Below are 25,286 nucleotides of genomic sequence, written 5' to 3' on the forward strand. Positions count from 1 at the left end.
GCAAGCGGGAGAGGGAGCACGCAAGCGGTCCAGCAAACACTGAAGCAAACGGCAAACGGCAAACGGCAAACACCAAACCCAAAACCAGAAAACTAAGCCGCAATCACCCCCGCCGCCTCCTTCTCCCTATCCACCAACAGCGGTGCTCCCGGCGGCCGCAGCAGCGTGGCCGCGCTGGCCAGCTGCACGCGGTTGCGCACGCCGAAGTGGCTGCGCAGCCGGCGCATGTGGTAGTCGACGTTGAAGATCGACATGTCCATGCGCCGCGCGATCTCCTTGTCGGACAGCCCCTGCGCCAGGCAGGCCAGGATATCGCGCTGCACGTCCGACAGGCCTTCGCGATGGCGCCCGGCAAACGCGGGGATCTCCACATGGCAGGTCAGGAACTCATGCAGCGCCAGCCCCGTCGCCAGCGCCTGGCCCACCACGGAATCGCCGATCCAGCGCCGGCTTTCGATCCCCGACATAAAGCTGATCAGCACGAATTCGCTGTTGCCGGGCATCGGCAGGTTGAGGAAGATGCCGCTGCGCACGCCGGCGTCGCGCAGGTCTTCCAGGAAGCGGCGGCGGCGCAGCGGCGGCACGTTGCCCAGCGGCGTCTGCGCCAGGTCGTCGGCATCCCACACGGTGGGCAGGCAGAAGGTGCCGGGCTGCGGCGCGCGCGGATCGATTTCATAGTAGCGCTCGCGGAAATAGCGCTCGCGCCAGCCGGGCGGGGAATAGCTTTCAAAGAAGGTACGCGGCTGGAGCTGGCCGCCGACCTGGGTGGCGGTGGCGTAGCCAAGCCAGTCGAAGCCGATGGCGCGGATGGCCGACTGCATCACGGCGCTGCGCCCTTCGTGGGTGGGCTCTGCCTGCAGCGCGGTCACCAGGCCGGGCGTGGCGCCGTGGCGCACGCGCTGCCTGACCGGCACCAGGTGGCGCTCGCCGAATACCTTGATGCCGTTGTTGGCCACCAGCGCCGGGGCGGTGCCTGGCGCAGGGGCCGGACGGGCCGTGGGGCGCGCGCTGGTTGCTGCGGTGCCATACCCGGACGCCCCCGCGTCACGGTACGGCATGACTTCCACATCTTTGATCATGTAGGCCTCCGACAACGAGTCTTGGCGTGCGACCACGGCCTTGTGAGCCGGTCCACGCGCGCAAATAGGGCAGGCCTGCGCGGCGGCGCTGCGGGGCGCGGCGCGTCGTGCCGGTCGTGGCCGTCGCTCCCGTGCTGCAAGGAGGGCGGCCATCGCCAGCGCGTATCGCGGTCTGCGCTGCATTGCCGTCGAGCTGGCGTGCCCGACTTACTGCTGACCCGATTCCCGTCGGAAGTCGATTGGGCAGGCCTCCGTAGCGGCGCTGCCCTTGTTATGTTGTCATGCATGCTGTCATGCGCCGCGCGGCGCTGGCCGGGGCGACGCATGGTGCGGCAGGTGCAGTGGTATCACAGCCACTTTCCCTGCCGCAGCTAGGGTTTTTGCTCTTGCGCCGCTACGCTTCCAGCGCCTTGCCGCGCGTTTCGGGCAGCGTCAGCGCGGCCAAGATCAGCACGCCATAGGCCGCCGCGGCAAAGATGCCGATGGCGTGGCCCAGCGACATCTGCTGGCTGACATGGCCGATGAGGAACGGGAAGAAGGCGCCGATGGCACGGCCCACGTTGTAGCAGAAGCCCTGGCCCGAGCCCCGCACGCTGGTCGGGAACAGCTCGGTCAGGAACGCGCCCATGCCGGCGAAGATGCCCGAGGCGAAGAAGCCCAGCGGGAAACCCAGCAGCAGCATCACGGTGTCGTTGACCGGGATGTGCGTGTAGGCCAGCGCGATGGTCATCGAGCCCAGCGCGAACAGGATGAAGTTGCGCTTGCGGCCGATGCGGTCGGTCAGGTAGGCGCTGGTGACATAGCCGATATAAGAGCCGACGATCACCATCGCCAGGTAGCCGCCGGTGCCCAGCACGGTCAGGCCGCGCTCGGTCTTCAGGAAGGTGGGCAGCCAGGTGGTGATGGCGTAGTAGCCGCCTTGCGCGCCGGTGGTCAGCAGCGCCGCGCGCAGCGTGATGCTGAGCAGGCGCGGCGAGAAGATCGCCGCGAACGAGGTCTTCTCGCTGGCCTGCGATTCGCGCGCCTTGTGCTCGGTATAGACCTCGGGCTCCTTGACCATGCGGCGCAGCACGATCACGAACACCGCCGGCAGCAGCCCGATCAGGAACAGTGCGCGCCACGCGGTTTCGGCCGGCAGCAGCGAGAACACCAGCGCATAAAGCAGCGCCGCCAGCCCCCAGCCTACGGCCCAGCCGGCCTGCACCATGCCCACCGCCTTGCCGCGGTCCTGCGCGCGGATAGCTTCGCCGATCAGCACCGCGCCGGCGGTCCATTCGCCGCCGAAGCCGAAGCCCATCAGCGCGCGCGCCACCAGCAGCTGCTCATAGTTCTGGGCCAGCCCGCACAGGAAGGTGAAGAAGGCAAACCACAGGATGGTCAGCTGCAGCGTGCGCACCCGGCCGATGCGGTCGGACAGAATGCCGGCGACCCAGCCGCCGGCGGCCGAAGTCAGCAGCGTGGCGGTGCCGATAAAGCCCGCGTCGGCGCGGCTGATGCCCCAGGTGGCGATCAGCGTGGGAATCACGAAGCTCAGGAACTGCGTGTCCATGGCGTCGAGCGCATAGCCGACCTTGCAGCTCCAGAAGGTGCGCCGCTCATTGGCGGTGATGTCGCGGTACCAGGAGAAAAAGCCGCGCGACGGGGCGGTCTCGGCGCTGGCGGGGCTCGATGGTGGCTGGGGGCTCTGGATACTGCCGATCTGCGTTTCCATGCATTCCTCGTCGTGGTATGTCTGGCTCGGCCGGCAAGGCGCGGTGCGCGGCGCGCTTGCCTTGTTGTGGCGGCATGCCATGCCGGCTTGCCGCGGCCGCGCATCGGTGGCGCGGCGGTGTGCGGTTGCAGCGCGTCCTGCGGTGCCTGCGCTGACTGCATTCTTGAAAGGCACGGCCGCCCGCGTCCAACTAGTTTTTCGGGCGGCGGCCGATAAGAAAAATTGATTCCTGTGCTGAATGCCCGTGAATTCGGGCCTGGCGCCGGTTCCGGTCCGTGGCGCGAAGGCCACGGCCCGCGGGTTTTCCCCGATCCCGCGGCCTGCGCTTGCCCGGGCTCTGCCAACATGCCGGAGCCGCGCGGGCATAAGCATACGGCGCGCCAGCGCGGGCGGGTTGGCGCTGGCCCTACGGAAATACGTAGGCTGGCGCGCGGCGCCGTGCTTCGGCTACGAGCCTTCGGTAATAGCACGCGCGGCCGCGCTCGGCTAGGCTTGCATCCATTCCTGTTCCCGTGCGCGTGCCGCCTTGCCGATGCCGATCCTGACCCGCCTGCCCCTGTCCACGCTGCGGTTCGCCGTGCCCGCGTTGCTGGCCGCGTGGCTGGCGCCGGCGCAGGCACAACTGATTCCCGTGGAACGCTCGGTCGAGGTGCTGGCCGATCCGGTCCGGGTCTGGCAGCTGGCGGGCAGCTACTGCGCGGTGCCGGACTGGGACACCGTCTACAAGGACTGCCGCGTGGTGCTGGGCAGCGGCAGTCCGGGCACGGTACGGCGCATGTCCCACAAGGCCGGGGGCCTGCCGGCGGTCGACGTGCTGACCGACAAGGGCCCGTACTCCTACAGTTACCGCAAGCTGTCCAGCCATACCCGCGGACGGCTGCAAGCCACGCCCGGGCAGGGCGTGGGCACCACGCGCGTGACCTGGCAGATGTGGCTGGACCCGTCGGCCGTGCCCGACGGCGCGCGCGCGGAATACCCGGCCGCGCTGGGCGAAGACATGCTGGCCGCGCTGCAGCGCATGAAGGCGCAGGCGGAAGCGGCGCAGCAAGAGGCGGAGGAAGACGCCGCGCGCGGTCCGGCGCTGATCCCGCCGCGCCAGGCGCCGACACCGTCGCAGCCATCGCCGCTGGGGGCCTGAGCGCAGCGCGTCCCGATGTTGCGCGGCAGCGAGGCTCGGTACCGAGCCTCGCTGCCAAACGCTTGTTTGCCAACGTGTCATCGCGTAGATTCTGTCGCTCAACATGCCGACGCCGGAGCGGCAGCCCCGCACCCATCGCCCATGAACCTGCGCTTTCTCGAAACCTTTGTCTGGGTCGCCCGCCTGCGCAGCTTCCGGCTGACCGCGGAAAAGCTGTTCAGCACGCAGGCCTCGATTTCCAGCCGCATCGCGGTGCTGGAAGAAGACCTGGGGGTCAAGCTGTTCCTGCGCGATTCGCGCGGCGTCACGCTGACGCCCGAGGGCCAGCGCGTGCTGGAGTATGCCGAGAAGATGGTGAACACCATGCACCATATGCGGCAGTCGCTGGACCGCTCGCGCGCTATTGCGGGGCGCGTGCGCATCGGCGCGATGGACTCGGTGATCCATACCTGGCTGTCGACCGTGGTCAAGCGCGCCATGCAGGCCTATCCGGCGCTGGAGATCGAACTGACCGCCGATGCCGCGCTGAATTTGTGCGACCAGCTGCAGAAGGGCTATCTCGACGTGATCTTCCAGACCGACCTGCTGCGGCTGGAAACGGTGCGCAATATCGAGCTGGCGCGCTACCCGATTCGCTGGATCGTCGCCACCGGCTCGGCCTGTGACCGCCCCTATGCCTCGCTCGATGAACTGGCCGCCGAGCGCGTCATCACCTTCGTCAAGAACTCGCGCCCGCACCAGGACATCCTGAGCCTGTTCCACCTGAACGGCGTGGCCTCGCCGCGCATCAACTGCGTGAACTCGGTGGCGGCGATGACGCGGCTGATCGGCGACGGCTTCGGCATCGGCGCGGTGCCGCCGGCACTGGTGCGCAAGGAACTGGCCGACGGCACGCTGTCGGTGGTGGATGTGGAAAACCATCCGCCGGCGCTGGATATCGTCGCGTCATGGCGCATCGGCGCCGGGCTGGAGGTCAACGAATCGATCGTGAGCCTGGCCACCGGCGTGGTGGCGGAGTTCTGCGCCGAAGTGGGCGAGGACATGGCCGTGCCGGTGCAGCCGCAGTCCGCGGCGGCCCACGCGGGCTCGTAGTCATCGGATTCCTTTATCGCGCTCGATCCGAAAGATTTGTTGGACGCCGGCGCCGGCGGGCGCCCAGAATCGGCAGGTCAACCCGATTTTCGCGCCGCCCGGCGCCCGCCTGCCGACATGAACCAGCCGCTCCAGCACGCCGCCTCGCTCCTGCCCGAAGACCCCGCCGCCTTGCGCCAGCTGATCCGCGCGGACCGCTACCACGGCCACACCAGCGGCCTGGCGCGCGGCCATGTGCAGGCCAATATCGTGATCCTGACGCGCGACTGGGCCTATGACTTCCTGCAGTTCTGCGCGCTCAACCGCAAGGCCTGCCCGCTGATCGACGTGACCGACCCGGGCGACCCGGTGTTCCGCAACCTCGGGCACGATGTCGACATCCGCACCGACGTGCCGATGTACCGGGTCTACCGCGACGGCAAGACCTACCACGAGACCACCCGCATCACCGAGCTGTGGCGCGACGACTTCGTCGCCTTTGCCATCGGCTGCTCGTTCTCGTTCGAGCAGGCGCTGCTGGCGGCCAATGTGCCGCTCAAGCACATCAACCTGGGCCGCAACGTGGCGATGTACCGCACCGCCATCGAGACCCGCCCGGCGGGACGGCTGTCGGGCAAGCTGGTGGTGTCGATGCGCCCGCTCAAGGCCGCCGATGCGATCCTGGCCACCGAGATCACCGCGCGCTATCCCGACGTGCATGGCGCGCCGGTACATATCGGCGACCCGGCGCTGATCGGCATCGAGGATATCGAATCGCCCGACTACGGCGACGCGGTGCCGCTCGACGCCGATGAAATCCCGGTGTTCTGGGCCTGCGGCGTCACGCCCCAGGCGGTAATCCGCGAGGCGAGGCCCGAGATCTGCATCACCCACGCGCCGGGCTGCATGCTGGTGACTGATCTCGACAACAACCGCCTGTAGCCCGGGGGGGCAGCCTCCGGGCCTACGAATTCCCATAGTTGGCCTGCGCCGCCGCGGCGCGCAGAATCGGCGGGCATGATGCCCGCGGCCTGCCCGTGCGTGCCAGGGCATCGGCAACCGTCTGACCTGCCGGCAGGCGCCGGCGTCGCCAGGAGACTTGCGTCATGCTGGATTTCATGGATGCCATCCGGGCCGCCGCGCGCGCGGCCGCCGAGGCCGCGGCCCGTGCCGCCGCCGAAGCCGCGCGCGAGGCTGCCGAGCGGGCCGCCCGCGAAGCCGCCGAACGCGCCCAGCGTGCGGCCGAGGCGCGCGAGACCCAGCGCCAGCAGGACACCCAGAACACCCAGCAGGCGCAACAGCCCCAGCCAACGCAGCAAGACCCGCAGGCAAAGGCCGCGGACCAGCCCGACAAGCCGCAAGCGGTCGCCGTCACGCCCGCGCTCTACACCACCAACGCCACCGGGGTGCAGGCACCGAAGGCGATGCAGGTCGATGCGCCGGCGCCCGAGAAACCCAAGACCGACCCCGCCGAGGAAGCCCGCAAGAAAAAGGAAAGCGATGCCAGGGCGCTGACCGATGGCTGGCAGCAGGAAGCGCAGGACGCCTATGACAAGGTCGTGGCTGACCTCGACGGCCGCGCCATGACCGACAAGCAGTGGCAGCCGCTGGGCCTGAAGTACGGCAACGTGATGGGCGGCGCGCAAAACGAGTTGCGCGTGGCCGCCAACAACGCCGCGGCCACCGGCAAGGACGTCAAGGCCGCGGTCGAGGCCAAGGCCGAAGAGATCCGCAAGCGCTATGACGACCCCAATGTCGCGCTGAACGTCGAAGAGACCAAGACGCAGTTCCTGAAGAACGAGGGCACGCAGCAGGCGCGTGACACCCAGGGTGCGCGCTTCAACGTGATCCTGGCGCAGGAAAAGGCGCAGCGGGCCACGGCCAGGGTCGACGAGGAACAGGCCGCGTATTTGAAGATCCCGGGCGGCATCCGCCGCTTCGAGCTCGAGGCCGACGACCAGCTGGTGGCCGCGCGCGACGCCCTTGAAACCGCGCAGCAGGAACGGGTGCAGGCCGAGGATAGCTTCCTCGACGCCATGCAGAAAGAGATCGACACGATCGCGGCCAACGGCTACAAGCAGGACGCCGACCAGGCCCTGAAGGATCTGCGCAACGCGCCGCACGACCGCAGCCTGTCGATGGCGGACCGCTCGTATGACCTGACGCAGGCCAACAGCAAGGTCAGCGACGCCGACGCGCAGCTGAAGGCGCTGGGGTCGGGGCAGGGCGTCAAGGTGCCGGACAGCTATCGCGAGCAGGCGGTGCAGGACCTGAAGGCCCGCTACGGCACCGACGGCGGCATGGGCCAGCTCATCGACCGGGTCGACCTGCGCGGGCGCATCGCCGGCGAGATGGCGCACCTGACGCCATCCACCGACTTCGAGCGCGAGCTGGCGCAGAACGACCCCACCACGCTGGCAATGGCCCAGGCGCAGGGGCTGACGCTGGACCCTGAAGCCAAGTCCGACCCCAACTCGGCCACGCCGCGCGACCTGCCGCAGGCGGAGCGCGCGCTGATGGAGCACAACCCGGCCGGCTACGTCATGCTCAAGTCGCTGGGCGCGGATAGCCTGGTGCCGGACGCCAACCTGCCGGCGACCGACCCGGCCAGGGACGCCTACGACAAGGGCGTTGCCCAGAAGGGCCTGCTCGGCTACACCGTCGAGCAGGTCAAGGCGCGCAGCGAGGATCCCAAGCTCAGCCAGGCCGAGCGCGACCAGGCCGCCAGCGGCCTGAACCGGATGCTCGGCTTCATGGAGGGCTCGGTGCCGCTGCGCGTGGACGCCATGACCCGCGGCATCGAGCAGAAGCTGGACAGCGGCGACGTCACCGGCGCGCTGCAGATCCGCAAGGCCGGCGCCGATGCCGCGCAGACGCCCGAGGAACGCCAGCTTTACGTCGACGTCCACAACGACCGCTTCAGCGGCGACCTGTTCAAGGCGCAGATCGAAGCGTCAATGGACAAGGGCCTGAAGGACCAGACCACCGACAAGGACGGCAAGCCCATCATCGGCCAGGAGAAGATGTATGCCGACAAGGTCGGGCTGTACCTGCAGCAGGTGGCGCCCCACCTGATCGAGGAGGATGCCGGCACGCTGCTGGACACGGTCCGCAGCGGATACGGCGAGGACTGGCGCGGGCGCAACAACAGCATGGCGTCCGGCTACAACGACTGGGACGATTTCTACCACGGCCTGGCAGCGGTGGTGGACGCCGCCGACGCCGGCTACTACGCACGCAACCAGAACGCCGAGCCGGGCAGCGGTCCGGCCGCCACCAGCACCGCCGCATGGCTGGCGGGCAGCGACGGCGACATCCGCCTGCTGCGGTATGAGAACCAGATGGGCAGTCCCCGCCAGGGCCGCATCTACGGCGGCGCCGAGGATGCGGCGGCCAAGGGGCACTTCGGCCTGTCCGCCGCCTACGAACGGGCGCTGCAGGACAGCGACGACACCCCAGCCGCAGCCGACAAGGACCTGCAGCGCGCGGTGCAGCGCGGCAGCGAAAAGTATGGCCAGACCGAGCAAGCCAACGAAGCCAACCAGCGCTTCGCGCTGGACAAGGATGAGATCCTGCGCCAGACCTTCGACAGCCTGGCGATGCGCAAGGAAGAACTGAGCGCGAAGGCCTCGGACGAGAAGGGGCTCTCCGAGGCCATCGCCCTGGGCGCGCCGCAGGGCGACGCCAAGGCGATCAAGGAGCAGATCGCCGAAGACGCCAACGCTGGCACCACCGTCAAGGCCATCCCGATGTACGTGACCGGGCCAGGCGGCGTGCCGTACCAGACCGCGGTGTTCGCGTTCGAGGGCAAGGACGGCAAGACCCTGTGGGTCGACGACCAGGGCGCGGTCTATGGCAAGGAGGAACTGGACGCGAAGCGCGATTTCCAGGAGAACAACCTGCTGTCCGACAAGGGCACGGTGTACTTCGCCGAGAACCTGGAGCTGGGCCGCGATGGCCATGCCGGCTATGCGTCGATGGACGCGCACATCGTCACCACCAGCGAGAAAGTGTGGGGCTGGGTCAACCTCGGCGTGGCCGCGGTGGGCGCGGTCGCGGGCGGGGTGCTGGCGGTGGCCTCGGGCGGCACGCTGACGCCGCTGGTGGCAGCGGCGTGGGTCGGCATGGTAGGCAGCATGGGGTACGGCGTCGGTACCTCGTGGGCCGCGCTGGACAATATCTCGGACCATGGCCGCTCGGTCAATCCCTTCGCCAGCCAGGAAGCGATGGCGCAGTGGCTGAACGTCGCCGGCTCGCTGGCGGGCATGGGCGGCATGGGCCTGGCCAAGACCGGCGCGCTGGCGATGAACGCCGGCACCCGGCTGGCCGGCAGCACCAACCCGCTGCGCCAGATGGCGGGCGGCATGCTGACCCATAGCGCCGGCCACTACGGCACCGCCAGCCGCGTGCTCAATGGCGTGGGCTTCGGCATCGGCGGCGTGCAGACCCTGCAGCAGGCCGCCACGTTCGCCGCGCACGGCAGCGAGATGAGCCTGTCGGAAAAGCTGCAGAACGGCGCCATGCTGCTGATGGGCGCCACGCAGATGCTGCCATTTGCCGTGCAGAAGCGCATTGGCGAATCCGTGCGCGACGGCTACCAGGCGACCATGCGTGGGCGCGGCGCCGCCGCGGGCGACCCGGCCGGCATCGGCAGTCCGGGTCGTGGCGTGGCACCGGACGCGCTGGGGGCGTTCCGCGAGGGCGATGGCGCGCCAGCCGCGACGCGGCCCACCACGCGCCGCGGCCCGGCCGGCCGCGACGCCGAGGGCCAGCCGCTCGCGCGCACCGACGCCGATGGCCACTCCGGCCGTTCCGGCAAGCAGGCGGACGGCGAAGCCGCGCCGGGCGCGGCCAGGCCTGCGACCCCAGAGCGTAGCAACGGCAGCAGGCCGGCGACCGACGGCGGCGCCGCGCCGCCGCGCGACCTGCGCACGCCGCAGCGGCTCACGCCCTGGCAATCGGCCAGGCTCAGCACCGCCGCGGCGTTCGACATGGCGGTCACGCGCGGCGCGATCCTGCAGGAACGGGTGATCCACGGCATGATGGACCGCGCCATGAGCCGGGCCATGGCGCGCTACATGACCGAGTCCGCCGCCCGCAGCCAGTCGGGCGAGCGCAGCGGCGGCAGCCGCGCCGACGCGCCCGTGTCCGCCTCGCGCCGCCGCACCGCCAGCGGCACGCCGGCACTGGCGCGCGCGCCGCGGCACCACACCGTCGACGGCGAAGCCGGCGTGCAGCGGCGCACGGTCAGCCACGGCCCCGCGGCGGTGGCCCATGCCGACGCTGCCGATGCCCCCGCGCGCCTGTCGCTGCGGCAGAACGCAATCTCGCCGCTGGACAACGTGCTGTGGATCGACGGCAGCATGGAAAACATCGGCGTGCCCTACGGCGCCGAGCTGGCCGCGCGCGCGCTGGTGGATCTGGACTCGGTGATGATCGTCACCGGCCCGCTGACCGCCCATGGCCGCGCCGAGACCAACGGCCCGGTCGGGGCGGCCTCGCTGGGGGCCTACCTGGCCTCGCTGGGCAAGGACGTGGTCTATGTCACCGACCGCGCCCATGCGCGCACGCTGCGCAAGATGCTGCGCCAGGACCTGAACCAGCCCAATGCGCGCGTCGAGACCTTCTCGGCCCGGGACTTTGGCAGCGCCGGGCGCCAGTCGCGCGCGCTGCTGGCGATGCACAAGCCGCAGGCGGTGGTGGCGGTGGAAGTGGCCGGGCGCAACACCAACAACGAATACCGGCTGCTGAACGGCGAGCAGGTGCGCGGCAACGCCATGCTCGACCAGTTGCTGATCGACGCCAACGACATGGCCGACATGGTCACCATCGCCGTGGGCGACCACGGCAACGAGGCCGGCATGCGCGCCGCGCGCGACCGCCTGCTGCGCGACATGGCGGTGGAAGACCAGGTTGCCGACAGCTGGTCCGACGTCGGCGCCGACCACCTGGTGACGGGCATGAACTCCAACCTGGCGGCGCAGGCCATCGGCTTCGGCGTGCAGCGCGCGCTGGGCCACGACCGCGGCATGCCGAGCGCGGAAGCGGTGGGCGCGCTGCTCGACACCATGGCGCGCCACAAGGCGCGCGACGGCGTCACGCTGGAGGTCGGCGCCACCAGCGTGCGCGGCTACGACAAGACCGTGCAGAAGGGCGTCTACGAACTGCTGCAGAAGGCGGCCGAGCGCCTGCCCGCGGGCCTCGACATGGCGCAACTGTTCGAGGGCATCCAGCGGCGCTTCCTGCCCGACGGCATCGACCCGGCCGACTTAGGCATCCGCGTGCAGGACGACGCCATCGTCATTACCGCGTTCGACTCCAGCAACGGCGGCCTGCTGGCCGCGCAGAACATCGCGCGCCATACCTATGCGATGACCGGCAAGGCGGTGCAGGTGGTGGCGTTTACCGACCATGCCGCCGGCACCTACGGCGGGCGCGAGCGCGGCGACCTGGTGAACCTGGTCCACGCCGGCGTGGTGGCGGCGCAGAAGGCCAAGGGCGCGGTCGACCTGTTTGCCTGCAACACGGCGTGCACGGCGTTCCCGGAGGCGCTGGCCGGCACCCACCAGGCCAAGGTGGTCAACCTGATCATGCAGACCGCGCCCAAGATCGTCACCGAGGGCGGCGCGCGGCCGGTGGTGGTGGCCACGCCCGGCACGGTGAAGCTGCACGCCTACCTGAAAGCGGTGACCGAAGCCAGCGGCGGCAGCGTCACGGTCAAGGAGATCGGCGCGACCGAGTGGGCCGATGCGGTCAACAACCTGATGCACCTGGCCGACGGCCCACAGCTGGAGCAGCTCAAGGGGCTGGTGGCCAAGTACATCAACGCCGAGCAGATCCCGGCCGACGCGACCTCGCTGTGGTTCTGCTGCACCCACTACCCGGCGCTCGAGACGCTGGTGCGCCAGCAGCTCGATGCCATCGGCCGCAGCGACGTCAAGCTGATCGACCCGATGCAGTACCAGGCGCGCAAGGGCGTGGAAATGCTGGTCGACCAGGGCCTGATCGACCGCGCCGCGCTGCTGGAGCAGCCGCTGGACCCGTCGGCGGTGCCCGACGACAAGACCTTGCCGACCATTGTCTTCACCACCGGCCAGCCGTCGCGGGTGTCCGGGCTGGCCCACGCCATGGGGCGTCGCCCGGATATCCGCGTGTTCAAGACCGCATTCGGTGAGGCGGCGGACGTGTCGCCGGCGCTGGCGCTGATCGACGGCGGGCGCCACCTGTCGCCGGTCGACCGCATCAGCTTCAACTACATCGGCCGCGGCCTGCGTGAGTTCTACATGCCGGGCGGTGCCGAGCGCGCCGCGGCGTCGCTGGAAGACGCCAGCAACGTGATGCTGGTCACCGGCTTCTCGGTGGCCAAGGACATGCCGGAAACCGATGGCCCGCCGGGCACTGCGGAGCTTGGCCGCGCGCTGCGGCTGCGCGGCAAGCAGGTGACCTATGTGGTCGACTCGACCAACCGGCCGATCCTGGAAGGCATCCTGCGCGAGATGGGCGAGCCGCTGGACAATATCCGCGTGTTCGACGCGCCGATCGACGGCGCGGCCGAGCCGGCGCGCGCGCTGCTGCGCGAGGTCGGCCCCGACCGGGTGATGGCGATCGAGCTGCCATCGCGCAGCGCGCGCGGCACCAAGCACAATATGCGCGGCATCGGCATCGACGGCTTCAACCCGGCGCTCGACCAGATCGTGCTGGAAGCCAATGCCATCGATGGCATCGAGACCCTGGGCGTCGGCGATGGCGGCAACGAGGCCGGCATGGGCGGGGTGGGCGGGCTGATCCCCCGCGCGCTCGACGGCAGCGATATCGCCGCGGTGGTGCCGGTGGACCATGTGGTCACCGCCAGCGTGTCGAACTGGGGCGCCTACGCCGTCTCCGCACTGCTGCTGCGCCGGGGCAATATGCCGGAGCGCTTCCAGGGGCCCGAGGAACTGGGCCGCGTGTTGCAGGCCGCCGCCGATGCGGGCGCGGTCGACGGCGTCTCGCGCGAGCGGGTGGCGACGGTGGACGGTTTCTCGACCGCGGTGCACCAGGCGGTGATCACGCTGTACGGGCGCGTCGCCGCCGGCGGCCAACCGCGCGGCCCGGGTGCCGCGCGCGCGCCGCTGCCGGGCGGGCCGGCGCTGGCGCGCACGCCGCTGGCCGAGGCCGCCGAGGCCGTGGTCGCGCACGGCGGGCAAATGCCGCGCAGGGATGCCGGCGATGCCGACCACGCCGGCAGCCAGCCAGTGGCGGCCATGCCCGCCGCGCGGCCGGCGCTGCGCGATGGCAGCTGGTCAGTGCGCGACAGCGCGCCGAGCCGCACAGCCATCGAGACCACCGTCGACGGCATCCATCAATCCGGCGGGCGCCTGGCCGGCGTGCATTACGTGGTGACCCATGGCGAAGGCCTGTCGGTGCCGCTGCGCGCGGGCCTGCCGGAGGCGTCGTTCACGTCGTTGCAGCAGGCCATGCGCGACCTGGGCCCGGCCCTGCAGGCGGGGGGCAACTTCCGCATCGCCATCGTCTCGCAGCGCGAAGCGGCGCGGCACGGCGCGGTCGATGCGCGCAGCGTGATCGGCACCGTGCCGCTGTCGCTGCGCGGGCACAAGCCCCACGCGGGACGCTTTGCGCTCAATCCGGACTACCACGGCGATATCCGCGCCGCCTTGCCCGACGACTTCCGCGCCGGCCTGCCGCTGGTGCGCCAGCAGGACGGGCGCCGCATCGACGTGCTGGCCCAGCTGGAGCAGTTCCCGCGCGGGCGCGCGGACCTGGACCTCGCCCAGGAGGCGGGGCAAAAGACCTTTGGGGACGAGGCGGTGGCGGTGTCGGTGCCTCAGGTTCCCGGGCACTTCACCGTGCGCGCCGAAGGGTTGTTCGGCGGCATCGCGATGCAGGCCGGCGGCGGGCGCGGCGATGGGCCGTCGCCGTTGCTCGATGCGCCGGCGGTGGTCGACCGCATCCGCGCGCATCCGGATTACCAGGAAGGCATGCCGGTGGTGCTGTACGGCTGCTATGGGCAGGACGGGGTGGTGTCGCTGGTGCAGGAGCTCGCCACCGGGCTGAACGCGCGCGTCTACGGCGCGGACGGCCGGCTGGACGTGGATGCATTCCACGCGCCTGGCAGCGAGCTGGCCTATGGCGCGCGCCTGCGCGTGGCAGCGGATCCCGCCACGCTGGCCGGTTCGGGCGCGCCGGTTCACGTGCAGGATGGCGGCCGCTTCCACGGCGCCATGCCGGCGCTGCCGATGGCCGCGGTCACGAGCGGCGGCAAGCCGGTGCGCCAGCATGCGCCGCGCGCCGCGGGCGATCCGGTGCCGGCTACATGGCAGCACGCTCCAGACCGCTGGGCCGAACTGGCGCTGGGCGAGCCGGCGGTGCGCGTCAACGCGCCCCGCGATCACCTGGTGGTGGTCGGCGCGGTGCGCCCGGAGGGCGGCCTGCGCGGCGACGAGGGACAGGGCGTCGGCGCCCATGAGCTCGCCTTCCTGCTGGCGCACGACTGGGAACCCGGCCAGCCCATCGTGCTGGCGCTGGACGGCGCGCATGGCCCGCAGGGACGCATGCTGGCGCAGCAGGTGGCCGACGTGATGCGCACCGAGGTGCTGGTGCCGGAGTTTGCGCTGCGCCGCGGCGCCTACGCGCGGGATCCGGCCAAGAGCCAGATCGACCTGGCGCAGCCCGGGCGCTGGCGCCGGCTGTCGCCGCAGCCCGATCCCTACGCCGGCCACAGTTTCAAGATCGACCACCACGGCAACGTGTTCCTGCGCCGGCCCGACGGCACCCGCGAACGGGTGCGGCTCGAGACCTACCTTGGGCCGCGGCTGGGCAGCGGCGGCGCCAAGACCGTGTTCGCGCTGGGCAAGGACCTGGCGGTGGGCATTGCCAACGAGGCCTGGCTGGGGGACATGGTGCACGGCGAGCGCGCTGCCATGGCGCAAGCCGCCGGCGAACACGGGCTGAACACCGTGCGCAGCTTCGGGCCGGCGTCGTTCGAGGCGTTCGGGCGCCCGGCCATCGGCTATGAGCGCTACGCGGCCAGCACCAAGGACCTGTTCGATGCCGCCGGCCAGATGCGGCCCGGGCATGCCGGGTTGCTCAACGGCCAGTCGGCGCGCGATATCGCCGCGCTGGTCGACACCATGAAAGCGCGCGGCTTGCACCTGGGCGACGTGGAGTTCGCGCTGTTCCCGGACGGCACGGTGAAGGTGGCCGACCTGACCCATGTCGAGACCGGCTCGACGGCATCGCAGGGCAGCGCCGTATACCGCATGCTGGACCGGATGCTGGACGCAGCGCGTGCCAGGAGCAGCGAAAGCGGCCAGCGCGGCCAGGGCGGCGAGGGCGGGGTGGTGCGCGCCACCATCTCGCACGGGCCCGCCGGCAACGCACCGCCACCTGGGGGCAATGGACCGCGGCCCTGGAAGGTGCGCACCGCGCTGGCGGCGTCGGCGGCCGGCACATTCGCCGCCGCCTCCGGCGCCGCGGCGATCTCGGCGCAGACCGGCGCCAACCTGGTGCTGACCAGCGCCGGCTGCTTTATCTACCGCGGCAGCGTGGCGATGGGGCGCACCTTGCATGCCAACAAGGTGATCCGGCGCGCCGGCACCCACGCGCCCGCCGATATCGCCTGGCTGCGCCGCACGCTGACCGAGAAGCCCGGCACCGCGGTGTGGGGCATCAACGACAAGAACCAGCAGAAGTTTGCCAAGGCGCTGGACCAGCTGGAGGCCTACGCCCACCACGCCGACAAGAAGGACCTGCCCGAGGCCCCGGACAAGATCCGCGAGGCGCAGGCGGTGATCGGCACCATCGGCGCCTCGATGCTGACGCCCGACACCCGTGCCGGCCAGGTCAACGACTCGCTGCAGCTGGCCACGCTCGCGATCAACAACGGCAACACCATGCTGTGGTTCGGCGAGCACGGCGTGACCCAGATCGGCGAGCCGCTGACCTACAGCAGCGCGGTGTTCCTGGCCGCCAATTCGGTGCTGAGCACGGTCAATTTCGCTGCCCGCGCGGGTTATCACACCGGGCTGGCCCAGCCCGCGCTGCTGGGCGCGCGGCTGCGCAAGTTCGTGATGAACGCATATTCGGTGGGCGCGGTGCCGCTGGCCGTGGCCGACATGGTGCATACGGGCGGCGTGGTCGGCGCGATCGAGGCCGGCAGCCTGGCGGTGTTCGGCATCGGCGCGCACCTGCAGTCGCGCAACGAGCAGAAACTGATCAACACCGAGAAAAACCGGCTCGCCAGGGCCGCCGATCCCGACGCCGTGGAGCAGCCGGTCACGCCATGGCTGGTGCAGAAATGGGATTTCTTCGGCCGCGCCATGCCCAAGGGGCTGGTGCTGCTTGGCGGCGGTGTGATCGTCAATTTTGGCGCCAAGATCCTGATGGAGCTGCTCAAGGACGAGGACAAGGGCAAGGGCGTGCCGCCTGCGGCGCCGACGCCCAGCGGCGGCCCGTCGACCGCGCCGCCGACCGGTCCTGGCACGCCCCCGCAGGAGCCGCCGAAGGAGCCACCGAAGGAGCGCCCCGCATCCGGCTCGGTACGCGTGCAGCCCTATAGCCCCGGGCAGGTTGCCAGCTCCACGCTATGGGGTATCGCCGGCGCGCATCTCGACACGCTGCTGTCCGACGGCCAGAAGGCCGAAGCGCAGGCGCAGGCGATGACGCCGGACCAGCAGGTGGCCAACTTCGCGCTGCGCGAACTGATCAACCTGAACCCGCGCTATCGGCTGGCCGACAACCCGGACCATCTGGAGCCCGGTTGGGAGCTGGACGTGACGCGATAGGGCAGGTTGCGCGCCGCGCGTCTCAGCCGCTGCCGTGGCGCTCCAGGTAGTCGGCGAACTCGTCGCGCACCACCGCTTCGATGCGCGCCAGCTCGGCGTCGGTGATGTCCTCGAACAGCTTGCGTTTGCGCCGCGACAGCTCGCCGTGGTTCTGCACGATCAAGTCGATCAGGTTCGACAGCCGCGACTGACGCAGGTCGAGCCAGCTTTCGAGCCGGGTCACGCTGGCGTCGTACGCGCGCAAGTACTGGATCTCCTGCGCCAGGTCTTGCTCGACGCACTGCTCGATGCACTCGAACACAAATTCGCACAGCGCGGTGGCGTCGAACGAGGCATAGAGCCAGTAAGGCTGCGGCGACTTGATCAGGATGGTGTCGCTGTCCGCATCCAGCGCGTAATTCAGCAGCGCCGTGCGCGGCGCCGAATAAGCCTTCAGCAGGCCGGCGTAGACATCGATCTGCTTGAGCATGCGCGCCGACACCGGCAGCACCACGCCTGCGGGCGTGACGCCGGCCTGGCGCAGCAGATGGTGGATCAGGAACCGGTGCAGGCGGCCGTTGCCGTCATAGAAAGGGTGGGCAAAGACAAAGCCGAACGACACGCAGGCCGCCACCACGATCGGGTTTGCCGCCTGGGCCTGGACCAGGTCCGCCACCGCGGCGATGCCGTCCATCATTGCGCCCAGTTGCGCGGGCGGCGGGGGAATATAGTCGGCGATATTGCGCAGCCGCCCGCCGCGCGACAGCCAGTTCTGCTGGTCGCGGAAGCTGTATTCGGCGCGCAGCCCGGAAATGATCTCGTTCTGCCACTCGCACAGCTGGGTTTCGGTCAGCGGCGCACGCTGGCCGGCATATTCCAGCAGCCGCCGGAACTTGGCGACGCGCTGGTTATCCGGAATCTCATGCTCGATCGAATACGTCGAGCGGGTTTCGGCAAGGTAGAGATAGTCCACCGCCCGCGCCAGCAGCTCCGGCTCCAGGCGCCGGATGGCCGCGCCCACCCGGCCGGGCAGATCCGCGGCAAGCCAGCGCGCCAGCTTTTCGGTCCGGCGCACCACCGGGCAAAACGCCGCCGGCCCGAGATGGTTGTTCTGGATGCCAAACTGCAGGTCCGGCGTTGAGGGGCCGGTAAGGTATTCCGCTTCATCCAGCGCCAGCACCCGGGGCGCGCCGGCCGGCAGCCTGTAGTCGAACTGCGCCCCGGCCAGCCATTTGGCGTAGAAGGCGCTCAGCCGGGCATAGCGCGAGCTCGGCGTGGCTGCCAGCCATGCGCGGATGTCCTGCACCGCCTGGGTATGTTCGAACAGGGCTGCTAGTACGGTCAGGTCCAGCTGTTCCTTTTTCAGCGCAAAGGTGAGGTGATCCACCGTGGTGTCGCCGCCGCGGTAGCGGTTGCGGGGGTAGATCGTGCGCGTGGTGCCGTCCGGCCCGGTGTGCGTGCTGAGCACGCCGGTCTTGTCGGCCAGCGCCGAGGTGCAGCGCAGCGGGGGGACGCGCAGGCCGAACTTGCGTACGAGGGCGTCGTATCCCAGTGGGGCATGAGCCATACGGGCGTCGGTGGAGTAGGGTCAGATCCCCGCGGAGCTTACCATAGCTTCTACAGGACTTACCAATATGTCTACTTCTGACCGAGTTCTAAAAATTTTGTCTATGAGGGCGGGCCCGTGGGGGCGGCTGGCCGACCGGTGAACCGGCTTTACGAGGTGTTCTACCGGGTTTGCTGTTTCATCTATTCCGGACGCCGCCGATGACGGTTTTGTCTACGTCGATCCTGAAACGCGGCAACTGCCGGGACGCCAGCTTAATGACAGCCTTGTCATAATAAGGCCGGTTTTCCCATAACCATGTCCTACCCCCGGCAAATTCGCTCAGGGTTTTCTCTGGTTTTGCTCATTAATAGTCGCCAAACCCATTTTCCCTATTTGATTGGTTCACATAATCGCCTATAACTGCAACTACATGTTGCGGCCGATGTCACGCACCATGACTCAGCCCGCCAGGTTCGCCTGCGGGCATTTTTTTATGTTGGCGATAGATTAGGGGCGGCATTTAGCCCGAACTTGGCCGTCCTGGCGCATGATAATCATGACAATTCTGTAATGATGACAACTTTGTCATCATTACATTAATGTAATGATAATCCCATTTCCTGGCCGGGAAGCATTCAGAAAAAATCCTCATCTATTCCGGTGGTGTGCCGCAATGCCGCGCCAGTAAAGGAATTCCGGTCACCCGCTGATAGCGTCGGAGAACCATGCATGCGGCTTCCGATGCGATTTCTTCCTGAATATCCGGACTCAAACCAGGTCTCTCATTAATTCAGTGAAAACCCTGCCCCGCCTTTCGCTTGACTTACTTGATATATCACATACTGTGTATCCCATCGCCGCTCCTGGATAAGCGAGAGGTGAGGGCGGAGACCTCAGGTCGGCGTCGTTATAAGAGGCAAATAAATGCCAATGACATAGGAGACATGACATGCCAGCAGCCACCCCTAAGCCCAGGCGCAGCGCGTCCGCATATTCCCCCGCCCGGTCGCACGTTAATGGCCAATCGATTCAAGGAGCGCGTAATGAGTAATCCATCGGCAGCGGGGCTGGGCGTCAATCACCAGGTCCCGGAAGGTACTCGCTGGATGCAGTTGATCGTGGGGGTGGTGTGCATGATCGCCACCGCCAACATCCAGTACGCCTGGACCCTGTTCGTCCCCGAGATCCAGGACACCTATGGCTGGTCGCGCGCCAGCATCCAGATCGCGTTCACGGTCTTCGTGCTGGTCCAGACCTGGCTCGCACCCATCGAAGGCTACTTCATCGACAAGTTCGGGCCGCGCATGATGGTCGCGTTCGGCGCGGTGTTCATCGGCGCGGCGTGGTGCATCAACTCGCAGGCGACCACGCTGATGGGCTTCTACATCGGCGCGGCGGTGGGTGGGCTTGGGGTAGGCTCGATCTACGCCACCTGCATCAACAACGCGCTCAAGTGGTTCCCGGACCGCCGCGGCCTGGCCGTGGGCCTGACCGCCGGCGGCTACGGCGCGGGCTCGGCGGCGACCATCCTGCCGATCGCGGCGATGATCGAGTCGCAGGGCTTCCAGCACACCTTCCTGTTCTTCGGGCTGCTGCAGGGTTCGCTCGCCTTCGTCGCGGCGTGGTTCCTGCGTTCGCCCAAGTCGCATGAGGTGAAGGCGTCGCAGAAGCTGGTCCAGGCCACGCGCGACTACACGCTCAAGGAAGCGCTTTGCACCCGGCTGTTCTGGCTGATGCTGGTCATGTTCGTGCTGGTCGTCACCGGCGGCATGATGGCCGTGGCACAGCTGGGCGTGATCGCCAAGGACCTGGGCGTGAAGGAGTTCAAGGTCGACCTGCACTTCTTCGTGATGGCCGCGCTGCCGCTGGCGCTGATGCTGGACCGGATCATGAACGGGATCTCGCGCCCGCTGTTCGGCTGGATCTCGGACAACATCGGCCGCGAAAAGACCATGGTCATCGCCTTCACGCTGGAAGGCCTGGGCATTATCGCGCTGGGCTACTTCGGCAGCAACCCGTACGCGTTCCTGATCCTGTCGGGAGTGGTGTTCCTGGCCTGGGGCGAGGTCTACTCGCTGTTCTCGGCACTCGCCGGCGACGCCTTCGGCACCAAGCACATCGGCAAGATCTATGGCGTGCTCTACACCGCCAAGGGCATCGGCGCGCTGTTCGTGCCGATCGGCAACCTGATGATGGAAGCGACCGGCACCTGGTCTACCGTGCTCTACACCGTGGCAGCCATGGACCTGACCGCGGCCTTCCTGGCCATCATGGTGCTGCGTCCGGTGCTGAAGAGCCACGTAGCGACGGCCAGGAGCCTGTACTCCAAGGAGACGGCGGCGGCTGGCACGCAAGTACCGGCCTGAGTGGAGCGAACCCGGCGCGTAGGCCGGGCACGCAGGCGTTTCGGCACAGAATGGGCGGGCTTCTTCGGAAGCCCGCTTTTTTTGTTGTTGGGGCTGTGGTGGGCGCTTCGATCGGATCGGGCCCGCCCCCATGACTAGCCGCACATCGGGAAAACCATTATTTGAGACCATGTCAAAAATAAATACATTATTGGCGCGGTCTCAAATAACGCGGTAGAAGCGGGCCGGCGTCTCCAGTGGAAAAACGCGCCCGCACATCCCGAGGGCCGCACGCCGCCGACGAGACCTCCAGACGGCTCCGGCGGCGCCTTTCCCATACCCGGAGGAGCCATGAAACGAATCCTGTCCATCGCGGGCGCCATGCTCGCGGCGGCGACCACGCACGCCCATGCGCAATCATCGGTCACGCTGTATGGCGTGGCGGACGTTGGCGTCGAATACCTGAACCACGTTCCCAGCGCGGGGCAGGGCGAAAACCTGTTCCGCATGACCTCCGGCAATATCGCCGGCAGCCGCTGGGGCATGCGCGGCGTGGAGGACCTCGGCGGCGGGCTGAAGGGCGTATTCGTGCTCGAAGGCGGCATGGTGCTGGACACGGGCATGGCATCGCAGGGCGGCCGCCTCTTCGGCCGCAAGGCCTATGTCGGGCTGGACAGCGCGAGCTTCGGCCAGTTCACGCTGGGCCGGCACCACAACCTGATGTTCGACCTGATCATCACCTTCGACCCGATGTATTTCGCGCCCAAGTACTCGTCCTTCAGCCATGACCCGTGGCTGGCAGGCCGCGTCGATAACGCGGCCAAGTACTCGGGAAAGTTCGGCGGCCTGACGCTGGCGGGGCTGTACAGCTTCGGCGTCGATGCCACGGTCGCCAACGGCTCGGAGCTGCCCGGCAACAGCCGCGTCGGCCGCGACATGAGCGCGGGCTTCAGCTACCAGGCCGGCAAGGTACGGTTTGGCGCGGTCTACGACCAGCTCAACGGCAATGTCGCAGCCCGCGCGGGCCTGACCGAGCGCCGCTATGTCGGCGCGGCGGCAGTCGATCTCGGCCCGGTGACGGCATACCTGGGCTACCGGCGCCTGGCGAGCCAGCTGCTGGCGTCGATGTCGCGCACCGACCTGGTCTGGACCGGTGCCAACTGGAACATCACGCCAAGCCTGGCGCTGACGGGCGCCGTGTACAAGACCAACGACCGTACCTCGGCGAAGGACCCGGTGTCGTTCGTATTGTCGGCCGACTACCGCATGTCGCGGCGCACCGATGCCTACGTGACGGCGTCCTACACCAAGAACAAGGGCGGCTCGGCGCTTGGGGCGAACGGGTTTGACGGTTCGGTGCTGCCCGGCGCCAACCAGATCGGCGCCGTGATCGGCATGCGCCACAGCTTCTGAACCGGCACGGCAGGATCTTCTGCGCGGCGCAGCCGTACTTTGGCGGCACGCGCCAAGCGGTGCATGCCGCTTCTTTTCCGGTGCGATTGGCCAAGCAAGGTTTACCATTATTTGACACACTATCAAATAAATCCTACATTATTGAGACCGTAGCATTTAGCCCAGGAGACATCGTGACAGAACTAGACAAGGGACAGGTCACCGCAGGCATGCGGGGGGCATCATGGGATGCGCGCCTGATGTCCCGTCCTTACCAGATGGTGCCTTATGCACTCGGCACGGCTGACGGGCAGCGCACGCTTGGCTTCCTGTTTACCGTGACCGGCAAGGAACAGACCGTGGTATCGCTGATGCACCCGCGCGAGATGGCGATCACGCACTACCTGGTGCCGTTCGTGCTCGACGCCGGCTGCGCCTGCTGGGTGCAGGGTCCGCGTTCGATCGGCAACGACCTGCGCCTCGAGCATGAACTGGCGCTGCTGGACGTCGCCGCCGGCATGGCACACCTGCGCGAACTGGGCTACGCGCGTATCGTGTTGCTGGGCAACTCCGGCGGGGCGGGGCTCTATACCTTCTATAACCAGCAGGCACAGACGCCACCCGGGCAGCGCATCGCCCGCACCCCGGGCGGGCGCCCGACCGGCCTTGCCGAGGCGCAGATGCCGGAGGTGGACGGCATGATCCTGGTTTCGCCGCATCCGGGCCAGGGCAAGCTGCTGATGAGCGGCGTCGACCCCTCGGTGACCGACGAGGACGATCCCATGCAGACCGATCCGTCGCTGGATCCGTTCTCCGCGGCCAACGGCTTCGATGCCGCCAGCGGGCGCGGCCAATACGCAGCCGCGTTCATCGAGCGCTACCGCGCGGCGCAGGTCGAGCGCGTCGCGCGCATCGATGCGTGCGCCAGGCAGATGCTGAAGACCAAGCAGGAGGCGCGGCAGCGCGTCAAGGCCGGCACCGGCTCGGATGCGGACCGCCGCATCGCCGCGCACGCGCCGGTGTTCCAGGTCTGGCGCACCGATGCGGACCTGCGTTCATGGGATATCTCGATCGATCCGTCCGACCGCAAGACCGGATCGCTGTGGGGCAAGGATCCGTTCGTGTCGAACTGGGGCAGCGTCGGCTTCGGCCGCGTGGTGACGCCGGAATCATGGCTGTCGACCTGGTCCGGACTGTCGTCGAACGCGGCGCTGGACCGGACCCTGGGCGCCCTGCACCAGCCCACGCTGCTGCTGGAATACACCGGCGACCAATGCACGTTTCCGGCCGATATCGAGACGATTTACCGCCAGATCCCGAGCGAGCGCAAACAGCATCTGCGCGTGCGTGGCAATCACCACGGCATGGCGCTGAGCCGGGACGAAGAGCCCGGCCAGCGCATTGCCGGCCGCCACATCGTCGCATGGCTGCGCGCAAACATGGTGTAGGCGCGCCGCAAGAAACCAGGCCACAGGGCAGCGCGCCGTCCCCCCCGACATTGCCGCGCGCAGTTCCACGACAGAAAAGGGTAGACAGACATGTTGCAGAACTACAGCGTACGCCCCCCGCAATTGCTGGAAGGCGTCCGATATCCCGACGAAGACCGCCTGCGCCGCTATGTTGCCGAAGGCGTGCTGACCCGCGAGACGCTGGCCGGCGCTTTCAAGGCATCGTTCCGCCGCCATGCCGGGCGCCTGGCGCTGGCCGGTCCGGAAGGCGAGCTGACTTATAGCGACCTCGACGAGCAGACCGACCGTCTCGGCGCCGCGCTGCTGGCGCTCGGCATGAAGCCGCTGGACCGCGCGGTATTCCAGTGCGGCAACTGCAACGAGCTGTTGCTGACGTTCTTCGCCTGCCTGAAGGCGGGCATCATTCCGCTGTGCTCGCTGCAGGCGTTCCGCAAGCTCGAGATCGGCTACCTGGGCCAGCTGTGCGAGGCACGCCTGCACTTGGTGCAGGGCGACGACCCCAGGTTCGATGACGTGGCATTCGCGCAGGAAATGCAGGACGAGGTGCCAAGCCTTGCCTATATCCTGCAGGCCCGAGGCGAACGGCGCGGCAAGGCCGTGCTGCTGGCCGACCTGATCCGCGACATGCCGCTGGAACAGGCGCGCGCGCGCCTGGCCGAAGTGAGCCACGATCCCTTCCAGGTGGCGGTATTCCAGCTTTCCGGCGGCACCACCGGCGTGCCCAAGATCATTCCGCGCTTCCAGAGCGAATACCTGTACAACATGCGGGCGGTCGCGGCCTGCAATGGCTACACGCAGGACGACGTGCTGTTCTTCCCCACGCCGTACATGCACAACCTGAACATGGGCTGCTTCTTCGGCCCGTTCCTGCTGAGCGGCGCCACCGTGACCGTGACCCCGGATATCGGCGAAGAGAACCTGCAGCGGCTGGTGCGCGACTACCGCCCCACCTGGTTCGGCGTGGCCGGCCCGATCCTGACGCGCATCGCGCCGGAGCTGGCCAAGGCCGATGCTGCGGAGCGTGCCCGCCGCAACTTCATCGCGCCCAAGAATGCCGCGGGACTGACCCGGCTGACCGGCTCGCCGACGCACCATATCTTCGGCATGACCGAAGGCGTGATCATGTTCGCGCGCCGCGACGACCCGCAGGAGATCCGCGACACCTCGATCGGCAGCCCGGTCTCGGCGTGGGACGAAGTGAAGATCGTGCATCCGGGCACTGAAGCGCCCGTCGCCGACGGCGAGGCCGGCGAAGCGCTGTTCCGGGGGCCTTACACCATTCGCGGCTACTACAAATCCGAGCAGGAAGACGCCACGCGCTTTACCGCCGATGGCTTCTACCGCTCCGGCGACCTGATGTCGTCGCGCGTGGTCAATGGCAAGCGTTACTACTTTTTCTGCGGCCGCATCAAGGACGTGGTCGACCGCGGTGGCGAGAAGATCAATGCCGAGGAGCTGGAGAACGTCATCAACCTCCATCCCGCGGTGCTCGCCTGCGCCGTCGTCGGCATGCCGGACCGGGTCTACGGCGAGCGCGTGTGCGCCTTCGTCGTGCCCAAGCCGCCTGCCACGAGCCTGACGCTGCCGCAGCTCACCGACTACCTGCAGCAGGCCGGCCTGGCCAAGTTCAAGTGGCCGGAGCGGCTGGAAGTGATCCGCGAATTCCCGCTGACCGCTTCCGGCAAGCTCAGCAAGGCGCTGCTGCGCCAGCAGATCATCCAGACGCTCGAGGCCGAAGCGGCTCGCAGCAATACCACCGAAGGGAAGTGA

Annotated in this window: 11 protein-coding genes; 8 read left to right on the plus strand and 3 right to left on the minus strand. The window is 68.5% G+C overall.

The window, feature by feature from the left end; genetic code table 11:
- Positions 1–92: 92 nt before the first annotated feature.
- Positions 93–1,079 carry an autoinducer binding domain-containing protein gene (locus tag ACOCMH_RS08610; protein WP_427306517.1) on the minus strand — a complete coding sequence of 329 codons (987 nt, stop codon included), beginning with the start codon at positions 1,077–1,079 and terminating at the stop codon, positions 93–95.
- A 394-nt stretch (positions 1,080–1,473) separates the two neighbouring features.
- Positions 1,474–2,790, minus strand: a complete 1,317-nt coding sequence (locus ACOCMH_RS08615) for an MFS transporter (protein ID WP_427306519.1) — start codon at positions 2,788–2,790, stop codon at positions 1,474–1,476.
- Between the two features lie 532 nt (positions 2,791–3,322).
- Between ACOCMH_RS08615 and ACOCMH_RS08620 the strand changes: the two genes are divergently transcribed.
- The 4 genes from ACOCMH_RS08620 (at position 3,323) to ACOCMH_RS08635 (ending at position 16,782) form a co-directional block, all read left to right on the plus strand.
- Entirely contained in the window at positions 3,323–3,928 is a 606-nt protein-coding gene (locus tag ACOCMH_RS08620; RefSeq protein WP_427306521.1) for an SRPBCC family protein, read from the plus strand.
- A gap of 141 nt (positions 3,929–4,069) precedes the next feature.
- A complete protein-coding gene (locus ACOCMH_RS08625; protein ID WP_427306523.1) occupies positions 4,070–5,020 on the plus strand; it encodes a LysR family transcriptional regulator in 951 nt (316 codons plus the stop codon).
- A 117-nt stretch (positions 5,021–5,137) separates the two neighbouring features.
- Positions 5,138–5,941, plus strand: a complete 804-nt coding sequence (locus ACOCMH_RS08630) for a putative hydro-lyase (protein ID WP_427306525.1) — start codon at positions 5,138–5,140, stop codon at positions 5,939–5,941.
- A 164-nt stretch (positions 5,942–6,105) separates the two neighbouring features.
- Positions 6,106–16,782, plus strand: coding sequence for an LWXIA domain-containing protein (locus ACOCMH_RS08635; protein WP_427306527.1), 10,677 nt, complete (start codon positions 6,106–6,108; stop codon positions 16,780–16,782).
- Positions 16,783–16,804: 22 nt separating this feature from the next.
- Here the strand turns inward: ACOCMH_RS08635 and ACOCMH_RS08640 are convergent, their stop codons facing one another.
- Positions 16,805–18,328: a Fic family protein gene (locus ACOCMH_RS08640; RefSeq protein ID WP_427306529.1), complete on the minus strand. Its 1,524-nt coding sequence runs from the start codon at positions 18,326–18,328 to the stop codon at positions 16,805–16,807.
- A 1,025-nt stretch (positions 18,329–19,353) separates the two neighbouring features.
- Between ACOCMH_RS08640 and oxlT the strand changes: the two genes are divergently transcribed.
- From oxlT to ACOCMH_RS08660, 4 genes are all read left to right on the plus strand, one after another.
- Positions 19,354–20,676, plus strand: coding sequence for an oxalate/formate MFS antiporter (gene oxlT / locus ACOCMH_RS08645; protein ID WP_427306530.1), 1,323 nt, complete (start codon positions 19,354–19,356; stop codon positions 20,674–20,676).
- A 330-nt stretch (positions 20,677–21,006) separates the two neighbouring features.
- Positions 21,007–22,068, plus strand: coding sequence for a porin (locus ACOCMH_RS08650; RefSeq protein WP_427306531.1), 1,062 nt, complete (start codon positions 21,007–21,009; stop codon positions 22,066–22,068).
- 239 nt (positions 22,069–22,307) lie between these two features.
- Entirely contained in the window at positions 22,308–23,495 is a 1,188-nt protein-coding gene (locus ACOCMH_RS08655; RefSeq protein ID WP_427308408.1) for an alpha/beta hydrolase, read from the plus strand.
- Between the two features lie 90 nt (positions 23,496–23,585).
- Positions 23,586–25,286 (plus strand): AMP-binding protein, encoded by a 1,701-nt coding sequence (locus ACOCMH_RS08660; protein ID WP_427306532.1) that lies wholly within the window; start codon positions 23,586–23,588, stop codon positions 25,284–25,286.

Origin of the sequence: Cupriavidus sp. H39, from assembly GCF_050271075.1 — a bacterium.
In the GTDB taxonomy this organism is placed as follows: domain Bacteria; phylum Pseudomonadota; class Gammaproteobacteria; order Burkholderiales; family Burkholderiaceae; genus Cupriavidus; species Cupriavidus necator_B.

Coding starts and splice junctions, on each gene's coding strand:
- ACOCMH_RS08610 (WP_427306517.1), bottom strand. CDS start 1,079: ATGATCAAAGATGTGGAAGTCATGCCGTACCGTGACGCGGGGGCGTCC.
- ACOCMH_RS08615 (WP_427306519.1), bottom strand. CDS start 2,790: ATGGAAACGCAGATCGGCAGTATCCAGAGCCCCCAGCCACCATCGAGC.
- ACOCMH_RS08620 (WP_427306521.1), top strand. CDS start 3,323: ATGCCGATCCTGACCCGCCTGCCCCTGTCCACGCTGCGGTTCGCCGTG.
- ACOCMH_RS08625 (WP_427306523.1), top strand. CDS start 4,070: ATGAACCTGCGCTTTCTCGAAACCTTTGTCTGGGTCGCCCGCCTGCGC.
- ACOCMH_RS08630 (WP_427306525.1), top strand. CDS start 5,138: ATGAACCAGCCGCTCCAGCACGCCGCCTCGCTCCTGCCCGAAGACCCC.
- ACOCMH_RS08635 (WP_427306527.1), top strand. CDS start 6,106: ATGCTGGATTTCATGGATGCCATCCGGGCCGCCGCGCGCGCGGCCGCC.
- ACOCMH_RS08640 (WP_427306529.1), bottom strand. CDS start 18,328: ATGGCTCATGCCCCACTGGGATACGACGCCCTCGTACGCAAGTTCGGC.
- oxlT (WP_427306530.1), top strand. CDS start 19,354: ATGAGTAATCCATCGGCAGCGGGGCTGGGCGTCAATCACCAGGTCCCG.
- ACOCMH_RS08650 (WP_427306531.1), top strand. CDS start 21,007: ATGAAACGAATCCTGTCCATCGCGGGCGCCATGCTCGCGGCGGCGACC.
- ACOCMH_RS08655 (WP_427308408.1), top strand. CDS start 22,308: ATGTCCCGTCCTTACCAGATGGTGCCTTATGCACTCGGCACGGCTGAC.
- ACOCMH_RS08660 (WP_427306532.1), top strand. CDS start 23,586: ATGTTGCAGAACTACAGCGTACGCCCCCCGCAATTGCTGGAAGGCGTC.